At 48.9% G+C, this 24,959-nt stretch carries 23 protein-coding genes and 3 tRNA genes; 13 read left to right on the top strand and 13 right to left on the bottom strand.

The genetic code is table 11. From position 1 onward, the window contains the following. The first annotated feature begins 57 nt into the window (after window positions 1-57). The 5 genes from QUE34_RS17150 to QUE34_RS17130 all read left to right on the top strand — a co-directional run bounded on the left by QUE34_RS17150 (window position 58) and on the right by QUE34_RS17130 (window position 5,286). Entirely contained in the window at window positions 58-882 is an 825-nt protein-coding gene (locus tag QUE34_RS17150) for a PRD domain-containing protein (RefSeq protein WP_001318021.1), read from the top strand. A 31-nt stretch (window positions 883-913) separates the two neighbouring features. Then, window positions 914-2,494: a PTS transporter subunit EIIC gene (locus tag QUE34_RS17145; RefSeq protein WP_032303710.1), complete on the top strand. Its 1,581-nt coding sequence runs from the start codon at window positions 914-916 to the stop codon at window positions 2,492-2,494. Next, on the top strand, window positions 2,494-3,669 hold the full coding sequence (locus QUE34_RS17140; protein ID WP_000382401.1) for a MalY/PatB family protein: 1,176 nt from the start codon (window positions 2,494-2,496) through the stop codon (window positions 3,667-3,669). The genes QUE34_RS17145 and QUE34_RS17140 overlap by 1 nt, the downstream gene beginning before the upstream one ends. A 2-nt stretch (window positions 3,670-3,671) precedes the next feature. Then, a complete protein-coding gene (locus QUE34_RS17135) occupies window positions 3,672-4,268 on the top strand; it encodes a KpsF/GutQ family sugar-phosphate isomerase (protein ID WP_001089172.1) in 597 nt (198 codons plus the stop codon). Between the two features lie 70 nt (window positions 4,269-4,338). Beyond that, entirely contained in the window at window positions 4,339-5,286 is a 948-nt protein-coding gene (locus tag QUE34_RS17130) for a phosphoglycerate dehydrogenase (RefSeq protein ID WP_105268696.1), read from the top strand. 78 nt (window positions 5,287-5,364) lie between these two features. Here QUE34_RS17130 and QUE34_RS17125 read toward each other — a convergent pair. From QUE34_RS17125 to QUE34_RS17115, 3 genes are all read right to left on the bottom strand, one after another. Continuing rightward, window positions 5,365-5,441, bottom strand: a tRNA-Met gene (locus QUE34_RS17125). Between the two features lie 33 nt (window positions 5,442-5,474). Next, window positions 5,475-5,551: transfer RNA gene (locus QUE34_RS17120), tRNA-Met, on the bottom strand. Between the two features lie 33 nt (window positions 5,552-5,584). After that, a tRNA-Met gene (locus QUE34_RS17115) sits at window positions 5,585-5,661 on the bottom strand. A gap of 208 nt (window positions 5,662-5,869) precedes the next feature. On the opposite strand from QUE34_RS17115, the gene mltA reads away from it, so the two are divergent. Both mltA and tcdA read left to right on the top strand, forming a co-directional pair. After that, on the top strand, window positions 5,870-6,967 hold the full coding sequence (gene mltA / locus QUE34_RS17110) for a murein transglycosylase A (protein ID WP_000678652.1): 1,098 nt from the start codon (window positions 5,870-5,872) through the stop codon (window positions 6,965-6,967). A 76-nt stretch (window positions 6,968-7,043) separates the two neighbouring features. After that, window positions 7,044-7,850, top strand: a complete 807-nt coding sequence (gene tcdA, locus QUE34_RS17105; protein WP_000117731.1) for a tRNA cyclic N6-threonylcarbamoyladenosine(37) synthase TcdA — start codon at window positions 7,044-7,046, stop codon at window positions 7,848-7,850. 50 nt (window positions 7,851-7,900) lie between these two features. Here the strand turns inward: tcdA and csdE are convergent, their stop codons facing one another. Beyond that, a complete protein-coding gene (csdE, locus tag QUE34_RS17100; RefSeq protein ID WP_032303708.1) occupies window positions 7,901-8,344 on the bottom strand; it encodes a cysteine desulfurase sulfur acceptor subunit CsdE in 444 nt (147 codons plus the stop codon). Then, window positions 8,344-9,549, bottom strand: coding sequence for a cysteine desulfurase CsdA (csdA, locus tag QUE34_RS17095; protein ID WP_032303707.1), 1,206 nt, complete (start codon window positions 9,547-9,549; stop codon window positions 8,344-8,346). Before csdA ends, csdE begins: the two co-directional genes overlap by 1 nt. A gap of 191 nt (window positions 9,550-9,740) precedes the next feature. Between csdA and QUE34_RS17090 the strand changes: the two genes are divergently transcribed. The 4 genes from QUE34_RS17090 (at window position 9,741) to rlmM (ending at window position 12,743) form a co-directional block, all read left to right on the top strand. Next, window positions 9,741-9,968 (top strand): YgdI/YgdR family lipoprotein, encoded by a 228-nt coding sequence (locus QUE34_RS17090; RefSeq protein WP_000750398.1) that lies wholly within the window; start codon window positions 9,741-9,743, stop codon window positions 9,966-9,968. A 350-nt stretch (window positions 9,969-10,318) separates the two neighbouring features. Next, on the top strand, window positions 10,319-11,236 hold the full coding sequence (gene gcvA / locus QUE34_RS17085; protein ID WP_000044394.1) for a glycine cleavage system transcriptional regulator GcvA: 918 nt from the start codon (window positions 10,319-10,321) through the stop codon (window positions 11,234-11,236). A gap of 18 nt (window positions 11,237-11,254) precedes the next feature. Further along, entirely contained in the window at window positions 11,255-11,650 is a 396-nt protein-coding gene (locus tag QUE34_RS17080) for a DUF423 domain-containing protein (protein ID WP_000203905.1), read from the top strand. Next, on the top strand, window positions 11,643-12,743 hold the full coding sequence (rlmM, locus tag QUE34_RS17075) for a 23S rRNA (cytidine(2498)-2'-O)-methyltransferase RlmM (RefSeq protein ID WP_001045520.1): 1,101 nt from the start codon (window positions 11,643-11,645) through the stop codon (window positions 12,741-12,743). Before QUE34_RS17080 ends, rlmM begins: the two co-directional genes overlap by 8 nt. Window positions 12,744-12,786: 43 nt before the next feature. On the opposite strand, the gene fucR is transcribed toward rlmM, so the two are convergent. The 5 genes from fucR to fucP all read right to left on the bottom strand — a co-directional run bounded on the left by fucR (window position 12,787) and on the right by fucP (window position 18,651). After that, complete coding sequence (gene fucR, locus QUE34_RS17070; protein WP_010378533.1) at window positions 12,787-13,518, bottom strand: L-fucose operon activator; 732 nt, start codon at window positions 13,516-13,518, stop codon at window positions 12,787-12,789. 57 nt (window positions 13,519-13,575) lie between these two features. Continuing rightward, window positions 13,576-13,998 (bottom strand): L-fucose mutarotase, encoded by a 423-nt coding sequence (fucU, locus tag QUE34_RS17065; protein WP_000920840.1) that lies wholly within the window; start codon window positions 13,996-13,998, stop codon window positions 13,576-13,578. Window position 13,999: 1 nt separating this feature from the next. After that, window positions 14,000-15,418 (bottom strand): L-fuculokinase, encoded by a 1,419-nt coding sequence (gene fucK, locus QUE34_RS17060; RefSeq protein ID WP_032303704.1) that lies wholly within the window; start codon window positions 15,416-15,418, stop codon window positions 14,000-14,002. Window positions 15,419-15,526: 108 nt separating this feature from the next. Continuing rightward, on the bottom strand, window positions 15,527-17,302 hold the full coding sequence (gene fucI / locus QUE34_RS17055; protein ID WP_032303702.1) for an L-fucose isomerase: 1,776 nt from the start codon (window positions 17,300-17,302) through the stop codon (window positions 15,527-15,529). Window positions 17,303-17,334: 32 nt separating this feature from the next. Further along, entirely contained in the window at window positions 17,335-18,651 is a 1,317-nt protein-coding gene (fucP, locus tag QUE34_RS17050; RefSeq protein ID WP_000528581.1) for an L-fucose:H+ symporter permease, read from the bottom strand. A 546-nt stretch (window positions 18,652-19,197) separates the two neighbouring features. Between fucP and fucA the strand changes: the two genes are divergently transcribed. Beyond that, a complete protein-coding gene (fucA, locus tag QUE34_RS17045) occupies window positions 19,198-19,845 on the top strand; it encodes an L-fuculose-phosphate aldolase (protein ID WP_000440775.1) in 648 nt (215 codons plus the stop codon). A 27-nt stretch (window positions 19,846-19,872) separates the two neighbouring features. Continuing rightward, on the top strand, window positions 19,873-21,021 hold the full coding sequence (gene fucO / locus QUE34_RS17040; RefSeq protein ID WP_032303701.1) for a lactaldehyde reductase: 1,149 nt from the start codon (window positions 19,873-19,875) through the stop codon (window positions 21,019-21,021). 54 nt (window positions 21,022-21,075) lie between these two features. On the opposite strand, the gene xni is transcribed toward fucO, so the two are convergent. The 3 genes from xni to sdaC form a co-directional block, all read right to left on the bottom strand. Next, window positions 21,076-21,831 carry a flap endonuclease Xni gene (xni, locus tag QUE34_RS17035; protein WP_001352986.1) on the bottom strand — a complete coding sequence of 252 codons (756 nt, stop codon included), beginning with the start codon at window positions 21,829-21,831 and terminating at the stop codon, window positions 21,076-21,078. Between the two features lie 111 nt (window positions 21,832-21,942). Then, window positions 21,943-23,310 carry an L-serine ammonia-lyase II gene (gene sdaB / locus QUE34_RS17030; protein WP_000626401.1) on the bottom strand — a complete coding sequence of 456 codons (1,368 nt, stop codon included), beginning with the start codon at window positions 23,308-23,310 and terminating at the stop codon, window positions 21,943-21,945. 57 nt (window positions 23,311-23,367) lie between these two features. Further along, window positions 23,368-24,657, bottom strand: coding sequence for an HAAAP family serine/threonine permease SdaC (sdaC, locus tag QUE34_RS17025; RefSeq protein ID WP_032303700.1), 1,290 nt, complete (start codon window positions 24,655-24,657; stop codon window positions 23,368-23,370). Window positions 24,658-24,959 lie beyond the last annotated feature (302 nt).

The raw sequence follows: 24,959 nt of genomic DNA, 5'->3' as shown, positions 1-24,959 counted from the left end.
ATGTTTGAAGTAATTATTACTTCTGACGTGCCTTGCCTTTTTTTTTGGAGCTATGGAATGATCATCGAAAAAGTCATGAACAATAATTGTGTACAGGCATCGATGAATGGACAGGAGGTTATCATTTCTGGGCCTGGCGTCGGTTACAACAAAAAATATGGAATGTCGGTCCCTGAGCATCCGGCTAACCGGATTTTTTATGTCAGAAATGAACAAAAAAATAAACTCTACAAATTGATTGAACATGTGGATATTGAGTATGTTTTTGTTGCCGAAAAAATAGTGCAATATGCGGAGAACAATCTCGAAAAAAATCTCAATCCATCGCTACTATTGATTCTTGCTGATCATATTTCGAATGCAATATCCCGAGTCGCTTCAGGCATACAAATTAATAATGTTTTCCTTGATGAAATCAAAGCGTTGTACAAAGCAGAGTATGCGATAAGTCGCGATGCATTAACTATCATTAATGAGCAATTCAGCGTTCAACTTCCTGATGATGAGATTGGTTTTATAGCATTGCATATTTTAAATAATTATGAAAATTCAGTTGATTATGAATCAGTACGGATTATTGAGTTGTCGCAAATAATCACGGGGCTTATTGAAGTTGTTTATAACAGAAAGGTGGACAGAAGTTCATTTAATTATTCCAGGTTCATGATACACCTTAAATATTTTTCAAGTCGCGTATTATGCAATGAAAAAATAAAACAGAAAGATATTGGTGATCTCTATGAACAGTTTCTTGAGAAAGACATTCTGTTACAGCGCGCAATTCATGAAATTGAAAGGTATTTGTACGCCACTTTTAAATATGAATTGATTTTGGAAGAAAAACTATATCTCTCTATTCGCACCAAAGTATTAATGGACTGATTATATATAACATTTATATGAGATAACCCGCATGAAACAAAAGAAAGCCTGGAGTTTTTTTCAGAGCCTGGGAAAGGCATTTATGTATCCCATCGCTCTGCTAAGTGTATGTGGCATGATGTTAGGGCTAGGAAGTGGTTTAGCCAGCGATGATATGGCAAAATTAATTCCACTACTGGCTATTCCCGTAATTAAAACCATTCTTGATTTTATTGTTAGCCTTGGTTTGTTTGCCTTTGTCAATTTACCTGTATTGTTTGCGATAGCTATACCTCTGGGGTTATTAAAAGAGAAAGAGGATAAAGCCTATGGCGCTTTTTCTGGCTTAATTGGTTTCATGGCGATGCATCTGGGAACGAACTTTTATCTTAAACAACATGACTTATTGGTCGCTGCTGATCAAATGTCGACACATGGGCAAACCATTATTCTGGGAATCCAGTCCTACAATACCAGTGTGTTGGGTGGGATTATAGCAGGATTATTAGTCGCCAGTATGTATAAAAAGATCGTTAACTTACGTATTCCTGAATCATTAGGATTTTATAGTGGCCCACGCCTGGTGCCTATTATTACACTGATTGTGATGAGCGGATTTGGTCTGATCATCCCTTTTATCTGGCCGCCATTTTTCAATCTTTTCATGCTCATTGGCCACTGGATTTCAACTTCCGGTCCTGTTGGCTATTTTTTCTATGCAGTCGCCGAACGCGTGACGATACCTTTTGGTTTAAATCACCTGGTGACGTCAGTTTTCCGCTTTACCCCCATCGGCGGATCGGCAGTGATCGGCGGAGAAGAGTATTATGGCACCCTGAACATGTTTATGGCGTACGTCAAAGAGAATGCGGTCATTCCGCTGGATTTGGCGGGGAAAATGGAACAGGGCAAACTGATGATTCAGTATGGTCTGGCTGGTGCCGCGCTGGCGATGTATCGCACTGCTCATGCTCAAAACAGAAAAGCTATCAAAGCATTGCTTATTTCCGGGGTGCTTACAGTCATTATTGGCGGCGTCAGCGAACCGATTGAGTTTCTGTTCTTATTTGTCAGTCCACTGCTATTTGTCTTCCATGCTTTTATGAATGGATTCGCCAACATGGTCTTGCCATATATGGGCGTGAAGATGGGATTTACTGGCGATCTGATTCAATTTATTAGCTTTGGCGTATTGCGTGGCACAAGAACAGGTTGGCCAATAGCGGTGTGTGTCGAAGTGGCCTATTTCTTTATTTATTACTTTGTGTTCCGTTGGACTATTCTCAAATTTAACCTGATGACGGTAGGCCGTGAAGAGTCCAGTCCTGTCACGCTGAACGCTCATGAGGATACGGCTATAGCGGATATCCCACCGCTTGATAAATCAGAGCTGCAAGCAGCGGAGCAGATGGTTAAGGCACTTGGTGGTAAAGAGAATATTAAATCCCTGGATAATTGCGTAACTCGTTTACGTTTAACAATCGCAGATATGGGATTGATTGACGAGGCAGCAATAAAAAGAGCTGGCGGAATTGCGGTTGTTAAACTTGATCAAAATACCCTACAAGTCATTATCGGTACTAAAGTCATCGCCTTGCGTCGGGATATGGATAACTACATGGGGATATGCTGATGGATGTTTTTAATACTCCTATTTCCCGCAAAGGAACATATTGTACCCAATGGGACTTTTGCGAGGACAGATTTGGTGTAAAAGATGTATTACCATTCTCTATTTCAGATATGGATCTTCCGATACCGGAAGCTATCATCAGGGCATTAAAAAAACGTCTGGAACACCCGATTTTAGGGTACAGCCGTTGGCAGCATGATGACTATCTGAATGCGATAGTCAATTGGTATCATCAACAATATAAAACTGAAATCAAACCAGAATGGATCACCTATAGCCCAAGCGTGATGTACTCCATTGCTAAAGCAATAGAGTTATTGACATCGCATGGTGATAATATTCTCGTTTTTACACCTGTCTATAATGCATTTTTTGATATAATTAAACATAGTGAGAGAAATATTCTGACAGCCTCTTTGATTATAAAAAATGAGGGGGGCTACGCTATCAATTGGCAAGATTTTGATCTTAAGATTCAAAGCGCAAAGATGGTGTTATTATGTAATCCTCATAACCCGACAGGAACCGTCTGGTCGGAAGAAGATCTGCATAAAATCGCTGCAAGCTGTGCAAGACATAATGTCTGGTTATGTTCAGATGAAATTCACAGTGATTTTGTTTTTAATCGTAGCTTTACATCTGCGCTTAAAATAAAAAAAGAAAAAGTAGTGGTGTTTAATTCGATATCGAAGACATTTAATGTTCCCGCGCTAACAGGATCGTATATGATTTCAACTGACGATAATTTTAATCATAAGTTCAGAACGATATCAAGATATCGCGATTTTGTAAACTCCCCATCCGTACTGAATATAATTGCAACTATTATTGCCTATAACGAATGTGAGGGATGGTTAAAGTCATTAAAGGCACATATTGCCTCTAACATTCAATTCACCCAGCAGTATCTGAACGAAAATACTCCAGAATTGATCGTAAGGCCAGCTGATGGTTGCTATTTTTCGTGGATAGATTGCTCTGCTATTGGTTATCCATTTGATGAATTCTACAGTCGATTAATTCATGAAGGCAAAGTGGGCATTATGGCGGGGAATGTCTATGGAACGGAGGGGGAGGGCTACCTTCGTCTGAACCTGGCCTGCGGTCGAGAAAAATTATATATGGGGCTTACGCGTCTTGCGAGTGTAATTAAAAATATTAATCAAGGAAAATAAAAATGAACAGCACGGATCTTATCCATCTCATTAAACATTTTATGCGTAACGAACATAAAGCAGTTGAAGAAGTTATTGATTCCCCCCTTTCGGAGGTTGCAAATTTAATTAAAGTATTACAGTCTTGTCAGGGGAAAGTTGTTTTTATTGGTGTCGGTAAGTCCGGTATTATTGCCCGAAAACTCGCCGCAACATTTGCCAGCACTGGAACTCCCTCGTTTTTTGTTCACGGTACTGAAGCCGTACACGGCGATCTTGGGATGGTGGCGAAAGATGATGTTGTTATTCTTATTTCAAACAGTGGTGAGACGACAGAAATCCTGGCAACACTACCTAGTCTGAAAAAAATGGGTAATTATTTGATCTCCTTTACCCGCAGTCATCGCTCATCGCTTGCGATAAGTTGTGATTTATCCGTTGAAATTCCCGTAAAAAGTGAGGCGGATAATTTAGGTTTAGCGCCGTCATGCTCATCAACAGTCGTTCTGGTTGTTGGTGATGCGGTGGCGCTTGCGCTCTCCGAATTGAAAAAGTTTACTCGTGCTGATTTCGGCTTATATCATCCAGGAGGTGCGCTCGGTATTAAAGCAAACTCATAATTTTAGAATATAAAACAGTAACCGGTCACGCCATCTTTTGGGGTGGCGTTCATTGATGTGAGTGTCAGCTATGAAAAACGTTCTGGTCACCGTTCCCAGCTTTTCAGCGCGTTGTGTTTCTGCCAGCAAGCTGCTAAGAGAAAATCATTTTAACCTTATTATCAAGAATAATGTGGAGCATCTGGTTAAATCAGAATCCACAGTATTACGAGAATCTATTTGCGCAGTCATTGCCGGAAAAGATTGTTATCAAGCGGATACGTTATCGCGACTACCAGGAGTGAAAATAATATCGAGATTCGGGACAGGGATTGATAATATTGATCTTCATACGGCTCGACAATCAGGTATTGTGGTCAATAATGCTGTTGGGATTAATTCAAATGCAGTCGCGGAATTTATCATTGGTCTTATTTTTGCGAGCATGAGAAATATCCCCGGTAGCTATCATGCGATGCAAAATGGTTATTGGGGCGAGTCGCATGGCTGCGAGTTACAAGGTAAACGTATTGGCCTGCTTGGCTACGGCAATATTGGCAAAACACTGGCGAAAAGGTTATCTGGTTTTGATGTTGAGCTTTTAGCTTTTGACAAACAACCCGATTTCCAGGCCGCAGGCAAAGATGGAGTTCAGTTCGTATCAATTGAAGATATCTTTATGCAGTCTCATGTCATCATCGTTCTTTTGCCATTTTCTCCTGAGCTGGAGAACTTCATTAGTCATAAATATTTGTCGATGATGCGCAATGGTGCTCTTATCATCAACGCCGCAAGGGGAAAGTTGCTGGATGAGGGGGCTTTACTTCAGGTAATTGAAGAACGAAATGTTTTTGCAGCACTGAATGTGTTTAGCTCTGAACCGCTAGCGCAATTTAGCCCATTGCTACATGCCAGGAATATCATTACAACGCCGCATATTGCGGCCGCCACCGTTGAGTCATACCAGCAAACCGGGATATACGTTGCCAGGTCGATAATAGATTTCTTTGCAGGAAGGGAGATAAAAAACGTGCTGTGAGTTCAGCTAAGGAAGATTTCAGGTACAAAAAAACCGCAATCTGTGAAACACATTGCGGTTTATCAGCATCATAAGTGTTGGTTGCGGGGGCCGGATTTGAACCGACGACCTTCGGGTTATGAGCCCGACGAGCTACCAGGCTGCTCCACCCCGCGTCACCGTACTGCTTTACTTCATCAAATTTTGATTGGTTGCGGGGGCCGGATTTGAACCGACGACCTTCGGGTTATGAGCCCGACGAGCTACCAGGCTGCTCCACCCCGCGTCACCGTACTGCTTTACTTCATCAAATTTTAATTGGTTGCGGGGGCCGGATTTGAACCGACGACCTTCGGGTTATGAGCCCGACGAGCTACCAGGCTGCTCCACCCCGCGTCCGTGGATGCGCACTATACTCCGCTCGCGTTTTCATGCAACCTTTTTTTTACCCAGATCACGGATTTGGTATGATTTTGAGCAAAAACAAATCACTAAAGCCTGTTTTTTGTGCAAAATTTGCGTCAGGGAGAGGCTGCTCATTTCATTAAACGCGGCGGTTTGTTATCTTCATTGCGCCTTATTTTTTAAACTGAAGAAGAGAACAATGAAAGGACGTTGGGTAAAGTACCTTCTTATGGGCACGGTTGTGGCAATGCTTGCCGCCTGCTCTTCCAAACCAACCGATCGCGGACAGCAATATAAAGACGGGAAATTTACCCAGCCTTTCTCTCTGGTAAACCAGCCAGATGCCGTTGGCGCGCCAATTAACGCCGGTGATTTTGCCGAGCAAATTAACCATATCCGTACTTCGTCACCGCGTCTGTATGGCAACCAGAGTAATGTTTATAATGCGGTGCAGGAGTGGCTACGCGCAGGCGGTGATACCCGCAATATGCGTCAGTTCGGCATTGACGCCTGGCAGATGGAAGGTGCCGACAACTATGGCAACGTGCAGTTTACGGGCTATTACACGCCTGTCATTCAGGCGCGCCATACCCGTCAGGGCGAGTTCCAGTATCCTATTTACCGTATGCCGCCAAAACGTGGTCGTCTGCCGTCTCGTGCGGAGATCTACGCGGGAGCATTGAGCGATAAATACATCCTCGCTTACAGCAACTCTCTGATGGATAACTTCATTATGGATGTGCAGGGTAGCGGGTATATCGATTTTGGTGATGGCAGTCCGCTTAACTTCTTCAGCTATGCCGGAAAGAATGGTCATGCCTATCGCAGTATTGGTAAGGTGCTGATTGACCGTGGCGAAGTGAAAAAAGAAGATATGTCGATGCAGGCGATTCGTCACTGGGGTGAAACACACAGTGAAGCCGAGGTTCGCGAGCTGCTGGAACAGAACCCGTCTTTCGTCTTCTTTAAACCGCAATCTTTTGCTCCGGTGAAAGGGGCAAGTGCGGTGCCGCTGGTTGGTCGCGCTTCAGTTGCGTCCGATCGTTCCATTATCCCACCTGGTACAACCTTACTGGCAGAAGTGCCGCTGCTGGATAATAACGGCAAATTTAACGGTCAGTACGAACTACGGCTGATGGTGGCGCTGGATGTCGGTGGTGCAATCAAAGGCCAACACTTCGATATTTATCAAGGTATCGGGCCGGAAGCCGGACACCGCGCAGGTTGGTACAACCACTATGGACGTGTTTGGGTGCTGAAAACCGCCCCGGGCGCAGGTAACGTCTTTAGCGGCTGATGTGTTATTCTGTATACCGTTTTGACGGATACGACAGGGTGAGGGATAACCTCGCCCTTTTTAATTCTGAGGTGCTATGTCTGTGGTAATTAGTGATGCATGGCGTCAGCGTTTTGGTGGCACTGCGCGTCTGTATGGTGAAAAAGCGTTGCAACTGTTTGCTGATGCGCATATTTGTGTGGTCGGTATCGGTGGCGTTGGTTCCTGGGCGGCGGAAGCGTTGGCGCGCACGGGTATTGGCGCAATCACACTTATCGATATGGATGATGTGTGCGTCACTAATACCAATCGGCAAATTCACGCGCTGCGCGATAACGTCGGGCTGGCTAAAGCGGAAGTCATGGCCGAACGTATTCGCCAGATTAACCCAGAGTGCCGTGTAACGGTGGTGGATGACTTCGTAACGGTGGATAACGTAGCACAATATATGAGTGCCGGTTATTCGTACGTGATTGATGCCATTGATAGTGTGCGACCCAAGGCGGCGCTGATTGCTTATTGTCGTCGCAATAAAATCCCTCTGGTCACGACTGGTGGTGCTGGTGGGCAGATTGATCCGACGCAGATTCAGGTTACCGATCTGGCTAAAACGATTCAGGACCCGCTGGCGGCGAAGTTGCGCGAGCGCCTGAAAAGCGATTTTGGTGTAGTGAAAAACAGCAAAGGTAAGCTCGGCGTGGATTGCGTGTTCTCTACCGAAGCGCTGGTGTACCCGCAGTCAGACGGTACGGTGTGCGCGATGAAAGCCACGGCAGAAGGGCCGAAGCGGATGGATTGTGCATCTGGATTTGGCGCGGCGACGATGGTGACCGCCACCTTTGGTTTTGTTGCGGTTTCTCATGCGTTGAAGAAGATGATGGCGAAAGCTGCGCGTCAGGGGTAAACAATCAGGTCGGATGCGACGTGAACGTCTTATCCGACCTGGTTTTGCGCTTAACCCTGCTTCGCCGCCGCGATAATCGCCTCACTTAACGCATTCAACCCCTGGCTGCGTGAGGCGCTAAGCTGCGCACGCAATCCCAGCTCATCAAACAATGCCAGCGGCGACTGAGCCTGCAATTCGGCGGCGGTTTTCCCCTCAACGGCAGTCAACAACACTGCCAGCAGGCCGCGCACAATGCGTCCTTCGCTGTCGCCAAAGAAATGCATCGTGCCGTTTTCAGCCACGGTATACCCCAGCCAGACGCGGTTTTCGCATCCGGCAATCTCTTTAGCCTGCGCTTTTAACTCGTCTGGCAAAGCAGGAAGCTGTTTCCCCAACATAATCAGCTGGCGATATTTGTCTTCCCATTGCGTCAGTGGCGCGAAAGTATCGCGTAACGTCTCTATGGTAACGGTTGTGCCGAACGGATGTCCGGCGAATTGCGGGTTTGTCATTAATCCACCAATAATTCCAGCGCGCGGTCAACGGCATTCACCAGCGCATCCACATCACTCTTTGTATTATATGGCGCAAAAGAGGCGCGCAGTGTGCCGGTTACGCCTAATTCTGCCAATAGCGGCTGAGCGCAATGCTGCCCGGCCCGCAGGGCAATGCCGTACTCCGCCAGCAGCGTCACCATATCGCTGTGATGAACGCCAGCAAAATCAAAGGCTAGCAGGCTGGAATCCTGGCTGCGGAATGAACGAAAGCCTGGACGTTTCGTCAGCGCATCTTCCGCCAGCGTTGCTAAGCTACGGCTCCAGCTTTCGGCCTGGTTGATATCGTAATCTGCCAGCCATTCCAGCGCCGCGCTTAATCCTATGACACCAGCGACATTTGGCGTTCCTGCTTCCAGTTTCCACGGCGCAGATTGAGTGATGAAGCCGTCAAAACTCACTTCGTGAACCATTTTGCCGCCGCCCAGCCAGGGCGACATTGCTTCCAGCAGTTCTGGTTTGCCGTAAAGTACGCCTATCCCTGTCGGGCCATACAGTTTGTGACCAGAGAAAGCGTAAAAATCAATATCCAGTTGCTGAACATCTGCGGGGAAATGCACCGCCCCCTGAGCACCATCAACCATCACCACCATCCCGGCTGAATGAGCAAAGGTAATCGCTCGTGCCAGATCCGGGCAACCGCCAGTGACGTTAGACATCTGGCCCAACGCCAGAATCCGACTATGGGGAGTAATCAGTTCAGGCAACAAATCGATATCTGGCAACCGCTGCGCATTAAGCGGCAATTTCACCACTTTGGCTCCGGTTTGTTGGGCGACCATCAGCCAGGGGACGAGGTTGGCGTGATGCTCTGCCACACTGACAATAATTTCATCGCCCGGTTGCAGACGCGGACGGGCATAGCATTGCGCCACCATGTTGATGGATTCAGTGGTGCCGCGCGTCCAGACGATAGTTTTGTCATCTGGTGCATTCAGTAATAGCGCCACTTTTTCCCGTGCAGCTTCGTAACGCGCGGTCAGGCGTTGGGCCTCGGCAAACTGGCTACGATGGACGTTTCCGGCGCTCAGGCTGTAAAACTGTCGGGTTGCTTCAACCACGGCTTCAGGTTTAAGCGCGGTCGCGGCACTGTCGAGATAGACGCCCGCATCCTGTAGCGCGGGAAACTGGGCGCGAAATTGCGCGGGATTAAAAACGTTCATGGTACTCCTCGGCTTGATGCACCGATCGTGACGCAAAATTCACTTTGATACAAGGAGAGTGCTAACCATCAGAATTATCTGGATATCCTGGCGAAGCCGCGTAAGTAACATATGCTAAATAGTGTTAGGCGTTAATTTTAGCCTGTTAATCAATACTATTAAGATTTATTAATCGCTTTAAGGAGAAGATGATGAAAAAGACTGCCGCAATTATTTCTGCCTGTATGCTGACTTTTGCCCTGAGCGCCTGTTCCGGTTCGAACTATGTGATGCACACCAATGACGGACGTACCATCGTCTCTGACGGCAAACCACAGACTGATAACGATACCGGTATGATTTCGTATAAAGACGCTAATGGCAACAAACAGCAGATCAACCGTACCGACGTGAAAGAGATGGTCGAACTGGATCAGTAATTCGCGATCGCAAGGTAAAAAAAAGCACCGCAATTAGGCGGTGCTACATTAATCACTATGGACAGACAGGGTAAATGTACAGGAAGTGAAAAAAGGTAGCTTTGCTACCATGGTCTGAATCGCAGACCAATTGCAAACACAACAACACAACATCACAACCGTAAGCCAAAAGTTCACCAGAACACGCATTCCGATAAAACTTTTCGTTCCGGCTCAGGAAGTGCCGCCACTATAGGTATTTGCTGGTAGAAGCTCAACGGACAATTTATAATGGCTCAGATTAAAAAAACTAATAGGTTACACAGAGTGATCTAATTGTTAAATTCATTTAACATCAAAGTTTAAAAGCCATGTCTAAACGATTACCACCGCTAAATGCCTTACGAGTTTTTGATGCCGCAGCACGCCATTTAAGTTTCACTCGCGCAGCAGAAGAGCTTTTTGTGACTCAGGCCGCAGTAAGTCATCAAATCAAGTCTCTTGAGGATTTTCTGGGGCTAAAACTGTTCCGCCGCCGTAATCGTTCACTCCTGCTGACCGAGGAAGGGCAAAGCTATTTCCTCGATATCAAAGAGATATTTTCGCAATTAACCGAAGCGACACGTAAACTCCAGGCCCGTAGCGCCAAGGGGGCGTTGACGGTCAGTTTACTCCCCAGTTTCGCCATTCATTGGTTGGTTCCACGACTTTCCAGCTTTAATTCAGCTTATCCGGGAATTGACGTTCGCATCCAGGCGGTTGATCGTCAGGAAGATAAGTTGGCGGATGATGTTGACGTGGCGATATTCTATGGTCGGGGCAACTGGCCGGGACTACGGGTGGAAAAACTTTACGCCGAATATTTATTGCCGGTGTGTTCGCCGCTACTGCTGACAGGCGATAAACCCTTGAAGACCCCGGAAGACTTGGCTAAACATACGTTATTACATGATGCGTCTCGCCGTGACTGGCAGACATATACTCGCCAATTGGGGTTAAATCATATCAACGTTCAGCAAGGACCAATATTTAGTCATAGCGCCATGGTGCTGCAAGCGGCTATCCACGGGCAGGGAGTGGCGCTAGCGAATAACGTGATGGCGCAATCTGAAATTGAAGCCGGACGTCTTGTTTGCCCGTTTAATGATGTTCTGGTCAGTAAAAACGCTTTTTATCTGGTTTGTCATGACAGCCAGGCAGAACTGGGTAAAATAGCCGCCTTTCGCCAATGGATCCTGGCGAAAGCCGCTGCTGAACAAGAAAAATTCCGCTTTCGTTATGAACAATAATTTACGTAGGGTACGACCATGACCAGCCGTTTTATGCTGATTTTTGCCGCCATTAGCGGCTTCATTTTTGTGGCTCTGGGCGCTTTTGGCGCGCATGTGTTAAGTAAAACCATGGGGGCCGTTGAGATGGGCTGGATCCAGACCGGTCTCGAATACCAGGCGTTCCATACGCTGGCGATCTTAGGTCTGGCGGTGGCAATGCAGCGTCGCATCAGTATCTGGTTTTACTGGAGTAGCGTTTTCCTTGCGTTAGGCACGGTGCTGTTCAGCGGCAGCCTTTATTGCCTGGCGCTGTCCCATCTGCGTTTGTGGGCATTTGTCACACCGGTTGGCGGCGTGAGCTTCCTCGCGGGCTGGGCGTTAATGTTAGTTGGTGCTATCCGTTTAAAGCGCAAGGGCGTAAGTCATGAATAAGGTTGTATTGCTGTGCCGTCCGGGCTTTGAAAAAGAGTGCGCCGCAGAAATTACCGATAAAGCCGGCCAGCGGGAAATTTTCGGTTTTGCCCGCGTGAAAGAGAATGCGGGTTATGTCATTTATGAATGTTATCAACCTGATGATGGCGATAAGTTAATCCGTGAGCTGCCGTTCAGTTCATTAATTTTTGCCCGCCAGTGGTTTGTGGTCGGGGAACTCCTGCAGCATTTGCCGCCAGAAGATCGTATTACCCCCATTGTCGGCATGTTACAGGGCGTAGTAGAGAAGGGCGGTGAACTGCGTGTTGAAGTTGCCGATACCAACGAAAGCAAAGAGTTGCTGAAATTCTGCCGTAAATTCACCGTGCCGCTACGCGCTGCCTTGCGCGATGCCGGGGTGCTGGCGAACTATGAAACGCCGAAGCGTCCGGTTGTGCATGTATTCTTTATTGCACCAGGTTGCTGCTATACCGGTTACTCATACAGCAACAATAATTCGCCGTTCTATATGGGCATTCCGCGCCTGAAATTTCCGGCAGATGCGCCGAGTCGTTCCACGCTCAAACTGGAAGAGGCATTTCATGTGTTTATTCCGGCGGATGAGTGGGATGAACGTCTGGCGAACGGGATGTGGGCGGTGGATTTAGGCGCTTGCCCAGGCGGCTGGACCTACCAACTGGTGAAGCGCAACATGTGGGTTTATTCCGTCGACAACGGCCCGATGGCGCAAAGTCTGATGGATACCGGACAGGTGACGTGGCTGCGGGAAGACGGTTTCAAATTCCGTCCGACACGCAGCAATATCTCCTGGATGGTATGCGATATGGTTGAAAAACCGGCGAAAGTTGCGGCATTGATGGCGCAGTGGCTGGTTAATGGCTGGTGCCGTGAAACCATTTTCAACCTCAAACTGCCGATGAAAAAACGCTACGAAGAAGTGTCACATAATCTGGCGTATATTCAGGCACAGCTTGATGAACATGGCATAAATGCTCAGATTCAGGCGCGACAGTTGTATCACGATCGTGAAGAAGTGACGGTGCATGTCCGCCGCATCTGGGCTGCGGTGGGAGGCCGTCGCGACGAGCGATAACAGGCAAGGCCGGGGCGTCGTCTCCGGCCTGCTACCCTTTCCGTCAGGCTGTTACCAAAGAAGCCGCAACCTGGCGCTCATCAGAAATAATGTGCGTGACCTCATCCAGATGCCCGATGCGGGCTTCCCCTGAACGATTAAATTTACTTTTATCAATCAATAACAACGATTGCGCGGCACGTTTTAATAGCATCGATTTGTAATCAGCGTTGATGGCATTGGAGTCCCACAGTGCACCGCTGCTATCGATCCCTTCACAAGAAAAAATAAACAGATCGATTTCCAGCGATTTAAGTTGGGAAATCAGCGAGGGATTGACGTAACAGCCATATTTGCGCTCAAGTGTGCCGCCGGAACTGATCAGTTGAATGCGTTCACGTTTACCGAGTTCATGGCAAATCGGATGGCTATTGGTGAAGACCTGAATGTCGATGTCAGGCAACTGGCGTGCCAGATACCAGCAAGTTGAACTGGCGTCTAAGGCTATCACCATCCCTTCTTCAATCCACGCGAGCGCTTCGCGCGCGATATCTGCTTTATGCGCATAATGGCTTTTCAGCCGGATGTGAAAGGGATCGCCACTGTCTTGATTTTGACGGTGGATATATTTAGCGCGCCCATGATTGCGCAGAATTTTACCCTGCGTCTGTAATTCATTGAGATCGCGACGAATGGTTTCTTTACTGACCTTTAGCTGTTCAGAGAGAGCTTCCGTGGTCAGGCTGGTATGGTTCAGCAGCAGGTCGACTATCGCTTGCTGGCGTGCCGCTTTCATATTTTTCACCCCATCATTCGATAACCGCCCGCGTCATGCGGGCGTACCGGTATGAGATTACGGTGTTACCCCTTTTTTTAAAAGAATATTCCCGTACTTCGCTCGTTCGCCTGTGATAACGATCGCAAAGGCTTTTTGCGCCCGCTCATAAAACGCAAAACGATTGATGCGGATGATGTCAGGACAGGGGGCTTGTAGTGAAAGCGCATTACGATAACGTCGTTCTACTTCAGGATCGAGAGTGTCACCTTCTACCGCCGCCATCATCACCAGCGGCGGTGCATAACTGTCCAGTTCAAATAACGGGATAATCGCCTGGAGTAAGTCGCTCACCAACAGGCCATCAGCACGGATCACCTGCGGTCCCATCGAATGGGCGGGAAAGTGAGCATCGGAAAAAATAATTTCATCTCCATGTCCCATCTCTGCCAGCACTTTCAATAGTTCGGGAGAAATTAACGGCGAAATTGTTTTCAGCATTTCACACTTCCTCTATAAATTCAGGTTCAGTTTGTGGGTAGAAATAACGGTACTGATAATGAATCTGCGCGCGAGCTTCTTCCGGGCTGTTAAATTCCCCTACGCCATACCAACCGAACAGCGCAGCTCCTGCGACGGTCGTTTCGGCGTCGTCGAGAACTTTTACCGGAATATCAAGCATATTGGCTTTAATCTGATTCCACAATGTGTTGCGACTTCCTCCACCTACTAACAATAATTCAGAGGCTTTAAAGTGCCCGATTTTTTCCAGCATCTGTAGATTGCGCTGTAATTGCGCGGTTAACCCTTCCAGCGCCGCGCGATAGAAATGTCCGCGCGTGGTATTGAGCGTCACTCCTTGCCAGCCAGCGTTCTGACACGACAATAAATCACACTGCATTTTCACGCCATCCGCGCCAGGCGCGATCAGACGAGCCTCTTCAATCAACATTTGCCAGGGCGTTTCAGCAGTCCAGAACAGTTTTCTCACCCATTCCAGCACGCCGGATGCCAGCCATTGCATACCTGGGTTATACAACCCTGCCTGACTATCCAGTTCGCAGGTCGAACCGGCGTACTGACTTAACAGCGAAGTATCAACCTGGGCGCTACGGACCATTAAAATTTCCCATGTACCGGAAGAGAGCACGGGTTCATTTTGTTCGGCACCAGCGCCAAAAAGGGCGAACTGGGTATCGTGACCTGCGGAAATCACCGGTATGCCAACGGGTAAGCCGAGCATTGCTGCGGCGCTGTTCTGTAACGTACCAATCTGTTCACCCGCTTCCACCAGACGAGGGAAGAGTCGGCGCGGAATACCGGTGGCTTGTAAAATTTGCGGACTGAAATCGCGTTGCTGGATATCCAGCATCTGGCTGGTTCCGGCCATCGTGATATCAGTAGTGAATTCGCCGGTTAAACGGTGGTTAATCAGCGACGAAATAAAGAGCCAGGCGTGCGCGCGTTCCAGCAGTTGTGGATGATTTTCTTTCAACCACACCAATTTATATAACGTATTGAAACTAAAGGCTCCGACGCCAGAAATAGCCTGCAACTGCTGTGCGGAGATCAACCGTTCAATATTGTCCATTACCGCTGCTGTTCGCGGACATTTCCAGCTAATGATCGGATAGAGCAGATTGCCTTGCTTATCTACCAGAGCGCCATCCACACCAAAGGTGGTGACGGCGATACCGCGGATGTGGCATTCAGTCAGTTCACTATTGATTTGCCGACAGCAATCAGCAAAGCGTTGCAAAATGGCGTCTAAAGACCACTGGTGCCAGGTGTTGTTTTCCATCGCGATATCGCTGGCATTAGGCGTTGAGGCGCGGGCAACAATTTTTCCCTGCCGATTAACCGCGATGGCCCTGACATTGGTCGCGCCACAGTCGAGTACCAGGATAACTTCTTGTTTCATAATCGCTCCTGCAATATAGCCGGATAACATTGCTTATCCGGCTAACCACTCTTGCTTGTTCAGGCCCGGAAGCCGGGGCGACCGGGCATCACATCAGGGAGTAATGTATTAACGCTTGTACAACGGGCCGTAGTTCTGGCAAGCGCGGTAATCCTGGCCTTCAATATCCATGCCGTGCGCGGCCCAGGCAGAAGGACGATACACTTTGGTCTCTTCAACGTTATGCATACATACCGGGATACGCAGCATGGAGGCGAGAGTGATAAAGTCAGCGCCAACGTGGCCGATGGTCAGAACCCCGTGGTTAGCGCCCCAGTTCGCCATTACCGAGTACACATCCGTAAACGGCCCTTTACCGGTGAGGCGCGGTGCAAACCAGGTGGTTGGCCAGGTTGAGTTGGTGCGTTTGTTGAGGATGTCATGCACATCCTTCGGTAACTCAACGCTCCAGCCTTCCGCGATTTGCAGTACCGGTCCCAGGCCTTTGATGATGTTGACACGGGTCATGGTGAACGGGACACCGCCTTCAGTAAGGAAGCGGGAAGAGTAACCACCGCCACGGAAATATTCGTGGATAGCCGGGCACCATTCGGTCGCGGCGAGGCAAGCGTCAGCCTCTTGCTGAGAGATTTCCCAGTGCGGCTTCATCGTCGGTTTACCTTCGCTGTCGCGTTGTTTACAGGATCCGTCCAGCGCAGCAGAACCGGAGTTGATCAAGTGGATGATGCCGTGTTCTGCCAGTCCGTCCAGTTTATGCCCCGTTACTCGCTCAATTGCTTCTGGTGACCAGTAGGTACGCACATCGGCAAATACCTGAGCGGTGCCGGTGAGTTGGTGACCCATTAGCATTGCCACGCCGTTAAGACTGTCGTTTTCGGTCGCCACGACAAAGGGTTCGCGTACGCCATTCCAGTCAAATGAACTGTTGAGGATCGCTTCGGCGGTGTCGCCATTTGGATATTGATCGGTCCAGTGACGTTGCCCCTGGAAGCCCGCAGCGATGGCGTTGTAACCAAGAGATTCTTCCACGCGACCAATATCGGCCAGTTTGCTGTTGCCTTGCATCATGTCGCGGATACACATCGTCATCAGTAAACTTTCGCGTAGAACTGCGCGGCTTTGCTCGGCATTGCGTTGATACTGTTTGTTATTTTCATCTTCGCCATAGCGGAAGTTTTTATCAGCCCAGGCCAGCGCCATTTCCAGTTCTGCTTCGTCGTAAATCTTCTGATCAATACGGCGACGCAGTTCGGTCATATCCACCGCCTGGACTTTCATTCCCAGCCAGGATTCAAAGAAGTTGTGGTCAACGATGGAACCGGCGATCCCCATCGAAACGCCGCCCAGCGACAGATAGCTTTTACCTTTCATACTGGCGACTGCCAAACCGGCGCGGGCAAAGCGCAGCAGTTTTTCTTCAACGTCGGCAGGAATCGATGTGTCATCGGCATCCTGAACGTCATGACCGTAAATGGAGAATGCCGGGATACCTTTCTGACTGTGAGCTGCCAGAGCTGCGGCGAGGTAAACAGCGCCTGGGCGTTCAGTGCCGTTAAAGCCCCAAATGGCTTTCGGGCGGGTAGGGTCCATGTCAATGGTTTCACTGCCATAGCACCAGCAAGGCGTTACCGTAATGGTGAGGCCTACATTCTGGCTGCTGAATTTTTCTTCGCAAGCAGCAGCTTCAGCCATACCCGCGATACAGGTATCGGAAATGACACACTCGACGGCAGCTCCGCAGGCATGGCGCAGTTTCTCGGTCAGCAGTGCGGCCGTAGCTTTCGCCATATTCATTGTTTGTTCTTCAAGCGACTCACGAACACCCATGCGACGACCGTCAATAACCGGGCGGATACCAATTTTCGGTAAGCTGATTTTTTTCATTACAGATTCCTCACTTTATTCGGAAAATATGTTCAGTTAGTTGCCGTTTGAGAACGGAAACGGGCAAAGATAAAGATGACCGCGAAGCAGAGTGCGGGGATCAGTTCGGCTGTGGGGATGTTGCCCGCCGCGTCACTGACAAAACCCATGACCGGAGTGACAATACCGCCGCCAATAATGGTCATAACGATGAAGGACGAGCCGTATTTGGTGTCCTGGCCGAGATTCTTTATGCCCAGCGAGAAGATTGTTGGGTACTGAATCGACATAAAGGCGCTGCATAAAGTCAGGGCTATTAAACCCACATGACCGCCAGCGAAGGCTGAGATCAGGCACAGTGCCATAGCGATTAATGCGTAGGCTGCCAGGACTTTGTGTGGTGCGAAGCGACTGATGAGCCAGGTGCCGGTGAAACGACCAATAAAGAAGCACACCATGGTTCCGGTTAAATAGTTAGCGGCAAAGCCTGCGGTCATACCTGGAATTTCTTCTACAGCGTAGCGAATCAAATAGCTCCAGCAGGCCGTTTGCGCGCCGACGTAGCAGAATTGCGCTAATACTGCCCAGCGCCAGTGGCGAATACGCGCCAGGCGAGAAAGCGATGCGGAGAACGATCCTTGTTTGGCGTCACTGTGATTATCACTCTGCAATGCCGGGAATTTCGTCAGCATGATCAGCAGGGCGACCAGTAACACGATAGCCACGATGATCATATAAGGTGTCTGTACCGATAATACCAGGCTGTGTTTATACGCACTCAATTGCTCTGGTGACATTTTATCGAGAACGTCTTGCGATTGATGTGGCACGTTAGACAAAATAAGACTTTGCCCAAAGACAACCGCAATAATTGCGCCAAATGAGTTAAATGTTTGCGCAAGATTTAAGCGAAAGTGACCGCTGCTTTCTGGTCCTAATACCGTAACGAAAGGGTTTGCGGCAGTTTCCAGACAACCTAATCCGGCTGCAATAATAAATAGGCCAATTAAAAATAAGGTGTAGTTCATTATTTCTGCGGCGGGCCAGAATAATGCAGCGCCGAAGGCATATAAAAACAATCCGGTAATAATCCCTGCTTTATAACTGAGTTTTTTCATCAATATCCCGGCAGGGATTGGGATAATGAAATAACCAAAGTAAAAGGCCGATTGGATCAGACCTGCCTGAAAGTTTGTCAGCGTAAAAGCCTGCTGAAATTGAGGCAATAAAATGTCGTTAAGGTTATTGGCTACCGCCCAAAGAAAAAACAGTGAGCACAGCAGCGCGAATGGAATAATGTAACTTCTGCTTTGCCCTGCATCTTTATCTACCGCACGGTAACTCTGCGTTTGTATTGATGTGTTTCCCATAGCATCCTCTTAGGTTCAGAAGCTTAAGCACGTAATCGGTTATGTTTTCAAAAGTGCAAAACCAGCGAGTTCGGGCTTCATATCAGTGAATATTTGCCTGTCTGAAATGAACTCATGGATTCATTTTCAAATAAAAAACGCTCTGTAATATGACGACGGTCACACTTATTAGCTGGGAGGTGACTTTATGTGACTACCATCACTTTAATAATCGAAATTTCATGCCCGTTTCAGAAAATAAATCATAAAAAACACAAACCAGATGACCGTATTAATTGTTTATGCCGAAAACGGGCATTTCTGGCGAGGGGAAATGGAAAAATGACCGTTTTGATAAATATTTTTAAGAGCGGTCATTTTTAACGGGGTTATAAAAAGAGAACTTGCAGTTATTTACTGTGATTAGTTGAGCCAGGTCACAAAATATAAGCTTGTGAATTTCTTTCCGGTTAATCAGGAAGAAGATGGTGGGTAATTAAACGGCTAATTCAATAGTGTGAAAGGAACAACATTATTGCCCTGTTTTGAATCAGAGAGAGGTAGCTAATGGAACGAAATAAACTTGCTCGTCAGATTATTGACACTTGCCTGGAAATGACCCGCCTGGGACTGAATCAGGGAACAGCGGGTAACGTCAGTGTACGTTATCAGGATGGGATGCTGATTACGCCTACAGGCATTCCGTATGAAAAACTGACGGAGTCGCATATTGTCTTTATTGATGGCAACGGTAAACATGAGGAAGGAAAGCTTCCCTCAAGCGAATGGCGTTTCCATATGGCGGCCTATCAAAGCAGACCGGATGCCAACGCGGTTGTTCACAATCATGCCGTTCATTGCACGGCAGTTTCCATTCTTAACCGACCTATCCCCGCTATTCACTACATGATTGCGGCGGCTGGCGGTAATTCTATTCCTTGCGCGCCTTATGCGACCTTTGGAACTCGGGAACTTTCTGAACATGTTGCGCTGGCTCTCAAAAACCGTAAGGCAACTTTGTTACAACATCATGGGCTTATCGCTTGTGAGGTGAATCTGGAGAAAGCGTTATGGCTGGCGCATGAAGTTGAAGTGCTGGCGCAGCTTTACCTGACGACCCTGGCGATTACGGACCCGGTGCCAGTGCTGAGCGATGAAGAGATTGCCGTAGTGCTGGAGAAATTCAAAACCTACGGGTTACGGATTGAAGAGTAATTTCGTAAAGCAAAAAGGAGCAGGATGATGGCTAACAGAATGATTCTGAACGAAACGGCATGGTTTGGTCGGGGAGCTGTTGGGGCCTTAACTGAGGAGGTGAAACGCCGTGGTTATCAGAAGGCGCTGATCGTCACCGATAAAACGCTGGTGCAATGCGGCGTGGTGGCGAAAGTGACCGATAAGATGGATGCTGCAGGGCTGGCATGGGCGATTTACGATGGTGTAGTGCCCAACCCGACAATTACTGTCGTCAAAGAAGGGCTTGGTGTATTCCAGAGTAGCGGTGCGGATTACCTGATCGCTATTGGTGGTGGTTCTCCACAGGACACGTGTAAAGCGATTGGCATCATCAGCAACAACCCGGAATTCGCCGATGTGCGCAGTCTGGAAGGGCTTTCCCCGACCAATAAACCCAGTGTACCGATTCTGGCAATCCCCACCACAGCAGGCACTGCGGCAGAAGTGACCATTAACTATGTGATCACTGACGAAGAAAAACGACGCAAGTTCGTTTGTGTTGATCCGCATGATATCCCGCAGGTGGCATTTATTGACGCTGACATGATGGATGGTATGCCGCCTGCGCTGAAAGCCGCGACGGGTGTCGATGCGCTCACTCATGCTATTGAGGGGTATATTACTCGTGGTGCGTGGGCGCTAACCGATGCGCTGCACATTAAAGCGATTGAAATTATTGCTGGGGCGCTACGAGGATCGGTTGCTGGTGATAAGGATGCCGGAGAAGAAATGGCGCTCGGGCAGTATGTTGCGGGTATGGGCTTCTCGAATGTTGGGTTAGGGCTGGTGCATGGTATGGCGCATCCGCTGGGCGCGTTTTACAACACGCCACACGGTGTTGCGAACGCCATCCTGTTACCGCATGTCATGCGCTATAACGCTGACTTTACCGGTGAGAAGTACCGCGATATTGCGCGTGTAATGGGCGTAAAAGTGGAAGGTTTGAGCCTGGAAGACGCGCGTAATGCCGCTGTTGAAGCGGTATTTGCTCTCAACCGTGATGTCGGTATTCCGCCACATTTGCGTGATGTTGGTGTACGCAAGGAAGACATTCCGGCACTGGCGCAGGCGGCTCTGGACGATGTTTGTACCGGTGGCAACCCGCGTGAAGCAACGCTTGAGGATATTGTAGCGCTTTACCATACCGCCTGGTAATTGCGCTGATGTGACGATGCCGGATGCGACGTTTGCGCCGTATCCGGCACGCCGTTACCGTACCAACCGCAATTGCTGTAAATTGCCGTCGATATGCAAATCAGTCTGTAAGCGGGCAATATCGCGGCACAGAAATGCCATCTCTTTATGCATTTCTAATTTCTTGCGCCACTTTTCGGCAACCGCATCCAGATTCTCATAGATCCCTTCCAGACTCTGAAACTCGACCAGCAACTGCGTGGCGCTTTTGGGGCCAATCCCCGCAACGCCTGGCACCTTTGAACTGCTGATCCCCGCCAGCCCCCAGTAATCGGGTAACTGCTGCGGTTGAACGCCAAATTCTTTATCAATAAATGGTGCATCCAGCCAACGTTTCTGGAAGTAATCACGAATACGTAATGTAGGTGAAAGTAACTGGCAGTAGCCTTTATCTGTCGAAACAATCGTTGCCTGATGCCCGGCCTGAGTTACTTTGACCGCCAGCGTGGCGGCTAAGTCATCGGCTTCGTTGCCGCTGGCTGACCAGCACGGGACGCCTCGTTGCTCAAAGGCGGCGCGTAATGCAGGCATTTCGTTGTGCAACTCTTCCGGCATTGGTGGTCGACCCGCTTTGTAATCTGGTAAACGCTGATGACGCCAGCCGCTACTGCGGTTTTCATCATCAAAAACGGCGACCGCGTGGGTTGGCTGGCTGTGCATAATGAGCTGATCGAGCGCGTGCTGGCAGGTTTCGACACAGGGCGAACCCTGAACGGCATGAATGCGACGGATAAGATTCAGTGCATCGACAATAAGCAAATGAACAGCCACGATAACCCCCTTAAAGATCAGGTGATAAGGGTAACATTCACTACTGGAAGAGGCTACGGCTGGATGAGAAAACGGGAAGAGGCCTCGCAAATCGAGGCCTCTGGAGAGCGATTAATCGCAGGCAACAATCTTCATCGCCAGGCCACCACGAGAGGTTTCGCGGTACTTGGCATTCATATCTTTACCTGTTTCGTACATGGTTTCGATAACTTTATCGAGGCAGACACGTGGTTCGCTGGTACGGCGTAGCGCCATACGTGCAGCGTTCACCGCTTTTACTGCCGCAATGGCGTTACGCTCAATGCACGGTACCTGAACTTGTCCAGCAACCGGGTCACAAGTCAGACCGAGGTTGTGTTCCATGGCGATTTCCGCCGCGATGCACACCTGCGCCGGGCTTGCGCCTAACAATTCTGCCAGACCAGCTGCCGCCATAGAGCACGCCACGCCAACTTCACCCTGGCAACCCACTTCGGCACCAGAAATCGAGGCGTTCATCTTATAAAGAGAACCAATCGCGCTGGCAACCAGCAGGTAACGAGCCAGTGAGTTAGCGTTCACTTCGCGGATAAACTTGTCGTAGTACGCCAGCACTGCCGGGATAATCCCGCACGCACCGTTAGTCGGCGCAGTCACCACGCGACCGCCCGCAGCGTTCTCTTCGTTCACTGCCAGCGCAAACATGTTGATCCAGTCAACAACTGCCATCGGATCAGTGGTGGTTTTATCCTGGCTAACCAGCATCCGGCGCAGTGCCGCAGCGCGGCGTGGAACGCGCAGTTTGCCTGGCAAAACGCCTTCGGTGGCAATACCGCGCTCAATACCGCCACGCATTACTTCCCAGACATTCGCCAGGTGCTGTTCCAGTTCTTCTTTGCTGTGCAGCGCCAGCTCGTTTTTCATCATCAGACCAGAGAGTGACAGCCCGGTCTCCTGACAATGTTTTTGAAGATCGGCAGCGGAACTGTACGGATAAGGAACTTCAACCGGTGCGCTATCCTGCTGACCAAAATGTTCTTCATCAACGATAAAGCCACCGCCGATAGAGTAGTAAGTCTGACTGTAAACGACTTTATCGCCCGCCAGCGCGGTAATGCGCATGCCGTTTTCATGTAGAGAAAGGTTATCGGCATGGAAGTTCATGCACTGATCAACCGGGAACTCCACTTCGTGCTGACCGTTTGCCAACATCAGGCGACCATGAGTATTCACATCCTGAATAAAACCAGGGATGGAATCGATATCCACGGTATCCGGCAGGTTACCCGCCAGACCCATAATTATGGCGATATCTGTGTGGTGGCCTTTACCGGTCAGAGAGAGCGAGCCGTACACGTCAACCACCACGCGGGTCACGTCTTTAAGCAGGTTACGGGCAATCAGATCGTCGGTAAATTGCTTACCCGCTTTCATTGGTCCAACGGTATGAGAACTGGAAGGGCCAATGCCGATTTTGAAAATATCGAATACGCTAATCATAGGAAATACATCGCGTTAAAACGGAGGAAGCGCCGCCCGAAAGCGGCGCGAAAGGACTTAGCTGAACAGAGAGTAGAAGATTGCGGAGATTGCAATCAGACCCATCACGACAACGAATACGTTGCTGATGTGACCGCTGTATTTACGCATTGCCGGTACTTTCTGAATTGCGTACATCGGCATCAGGAACAGGATCATCGCGATGATTGGGCCGCCCAGGGTTTCAATCATACCCAGGATGCTCGGGTTCAGGGTGGCAACAATCCAGGTCGTTACCAGCATGAACAGCGCAGTGATACGGTTCAGCTTGTTGATTTCGATAGACTTACCTTTACCACGCAGAGATTTAATCACCATACCGTTGAAGCCTTCACGTGCGCCCAGGTAGTGGCCGAGGAAGGATTTGGTGATAGCGATAATCGCGATAATCGGAGCCATCCACGCGATGATCGGCGCGTTAAAGTGGTTAGCCAGGTAAGACAGAATCGAGATGTTCTGCTCTTTAGCCGCAGCCAGGTCTGCCGGAGTCAGGCTCAGTACGCAGCTGAAGACGAAGAACATTACGGTCAGCACCATCATGATGTGTGCGAATGCCAGGATCTTCGAGCATTTCTGTTCTGCCATATCGCCGTACTCTTCACGCTTCGCAACGGCGAAAGAAGAGATGATCGGAGAGTGGTTGAACGAGAACACCATGACCGGAATCGCCAGCCACAGGGTCATCCACAGACCGTTGCCGGTTGCCGATGCAGTGTCCAGAGACAGCGTTTCCAGTGCTGCGCCGTTCCACTGCGGGATCAGGTACAGAGCCAGCAGCATCAGTACACCAACAAACGGGAATACCAGAATACTCATCGCCTTCACGATCATCTGCTCACCGAAGCGAACAATGGTCATCATACCCACAATCAGGATCAGAGACAGAATCGCACGCGGCGGCGGCGTCATACCCAGCTGGTGAGACATGAAGCTTTCAACCGTGTTGGTGATTGCCACACTGTAAACCAGCAGGATCGGGTAGATAGCAAAGAAGTAGAGCAGGGTAATCAGTTTACCTGCACCAATACCAAAGTGTTCTTCTACAACCTCGGTGATGTCTTCGCCTGGGTTTTTACCAGACAGTACGAAGCGAGTCAGGCCGCGGTGAGCAAAAAACGTCATCGGGAACGCAAGGATAGCCATGATGATCAGCGGGATCATACCGCCAACACCGGCGTTGATTGGCAGGAACAGCACGCCCGCGCCGATTGCCGTGCCGTAAAGGCCCAGCATCCACATGGTGTCTGTCTTGCGCCATGCACTACGTGAGTCTTTCGACACAATCGTGCTGGTTTGAGTCGTTTCCATCAATTTCTCCTGGAGGAATGCAAATAATTCAGCTTTTAGCCAGTTCAGCCCGGGAAGGTGCCTGACCGTAAAAATGAAATCTGTCTATCGGCGATGGCTTAATCATTTTCCGCCGTAATAATTTGAGGGCGGAAAGATACACACAAGTTATGTATCTATCAGTGATCTTGATCTCAAATACAATAATCTACTTGGAAGATAGATAATCTCAACGCTTTACTCTGTAAATCAAAAGTAAAATAGAATTTAAGGGCAATATTTGCCCATTAAACGACATCTGACCTCTTCCGGGGCGCGCAATA

Source organism: Escherichia sp. KS167_9B (assembly GCF_030295215.1).
Classification (GTDB): Bacteria; Pseudomonadota; Gammaproteobacteria; order Enterobacterales; family Enterobacteriaceae; genus Escherichia; species Escherichia coli_F.
The sequence above is the reverse complement of the archived record's forward strand: the minus strand, read 5'-3'. Positions and strand labels throughout refer to the sequence as shown.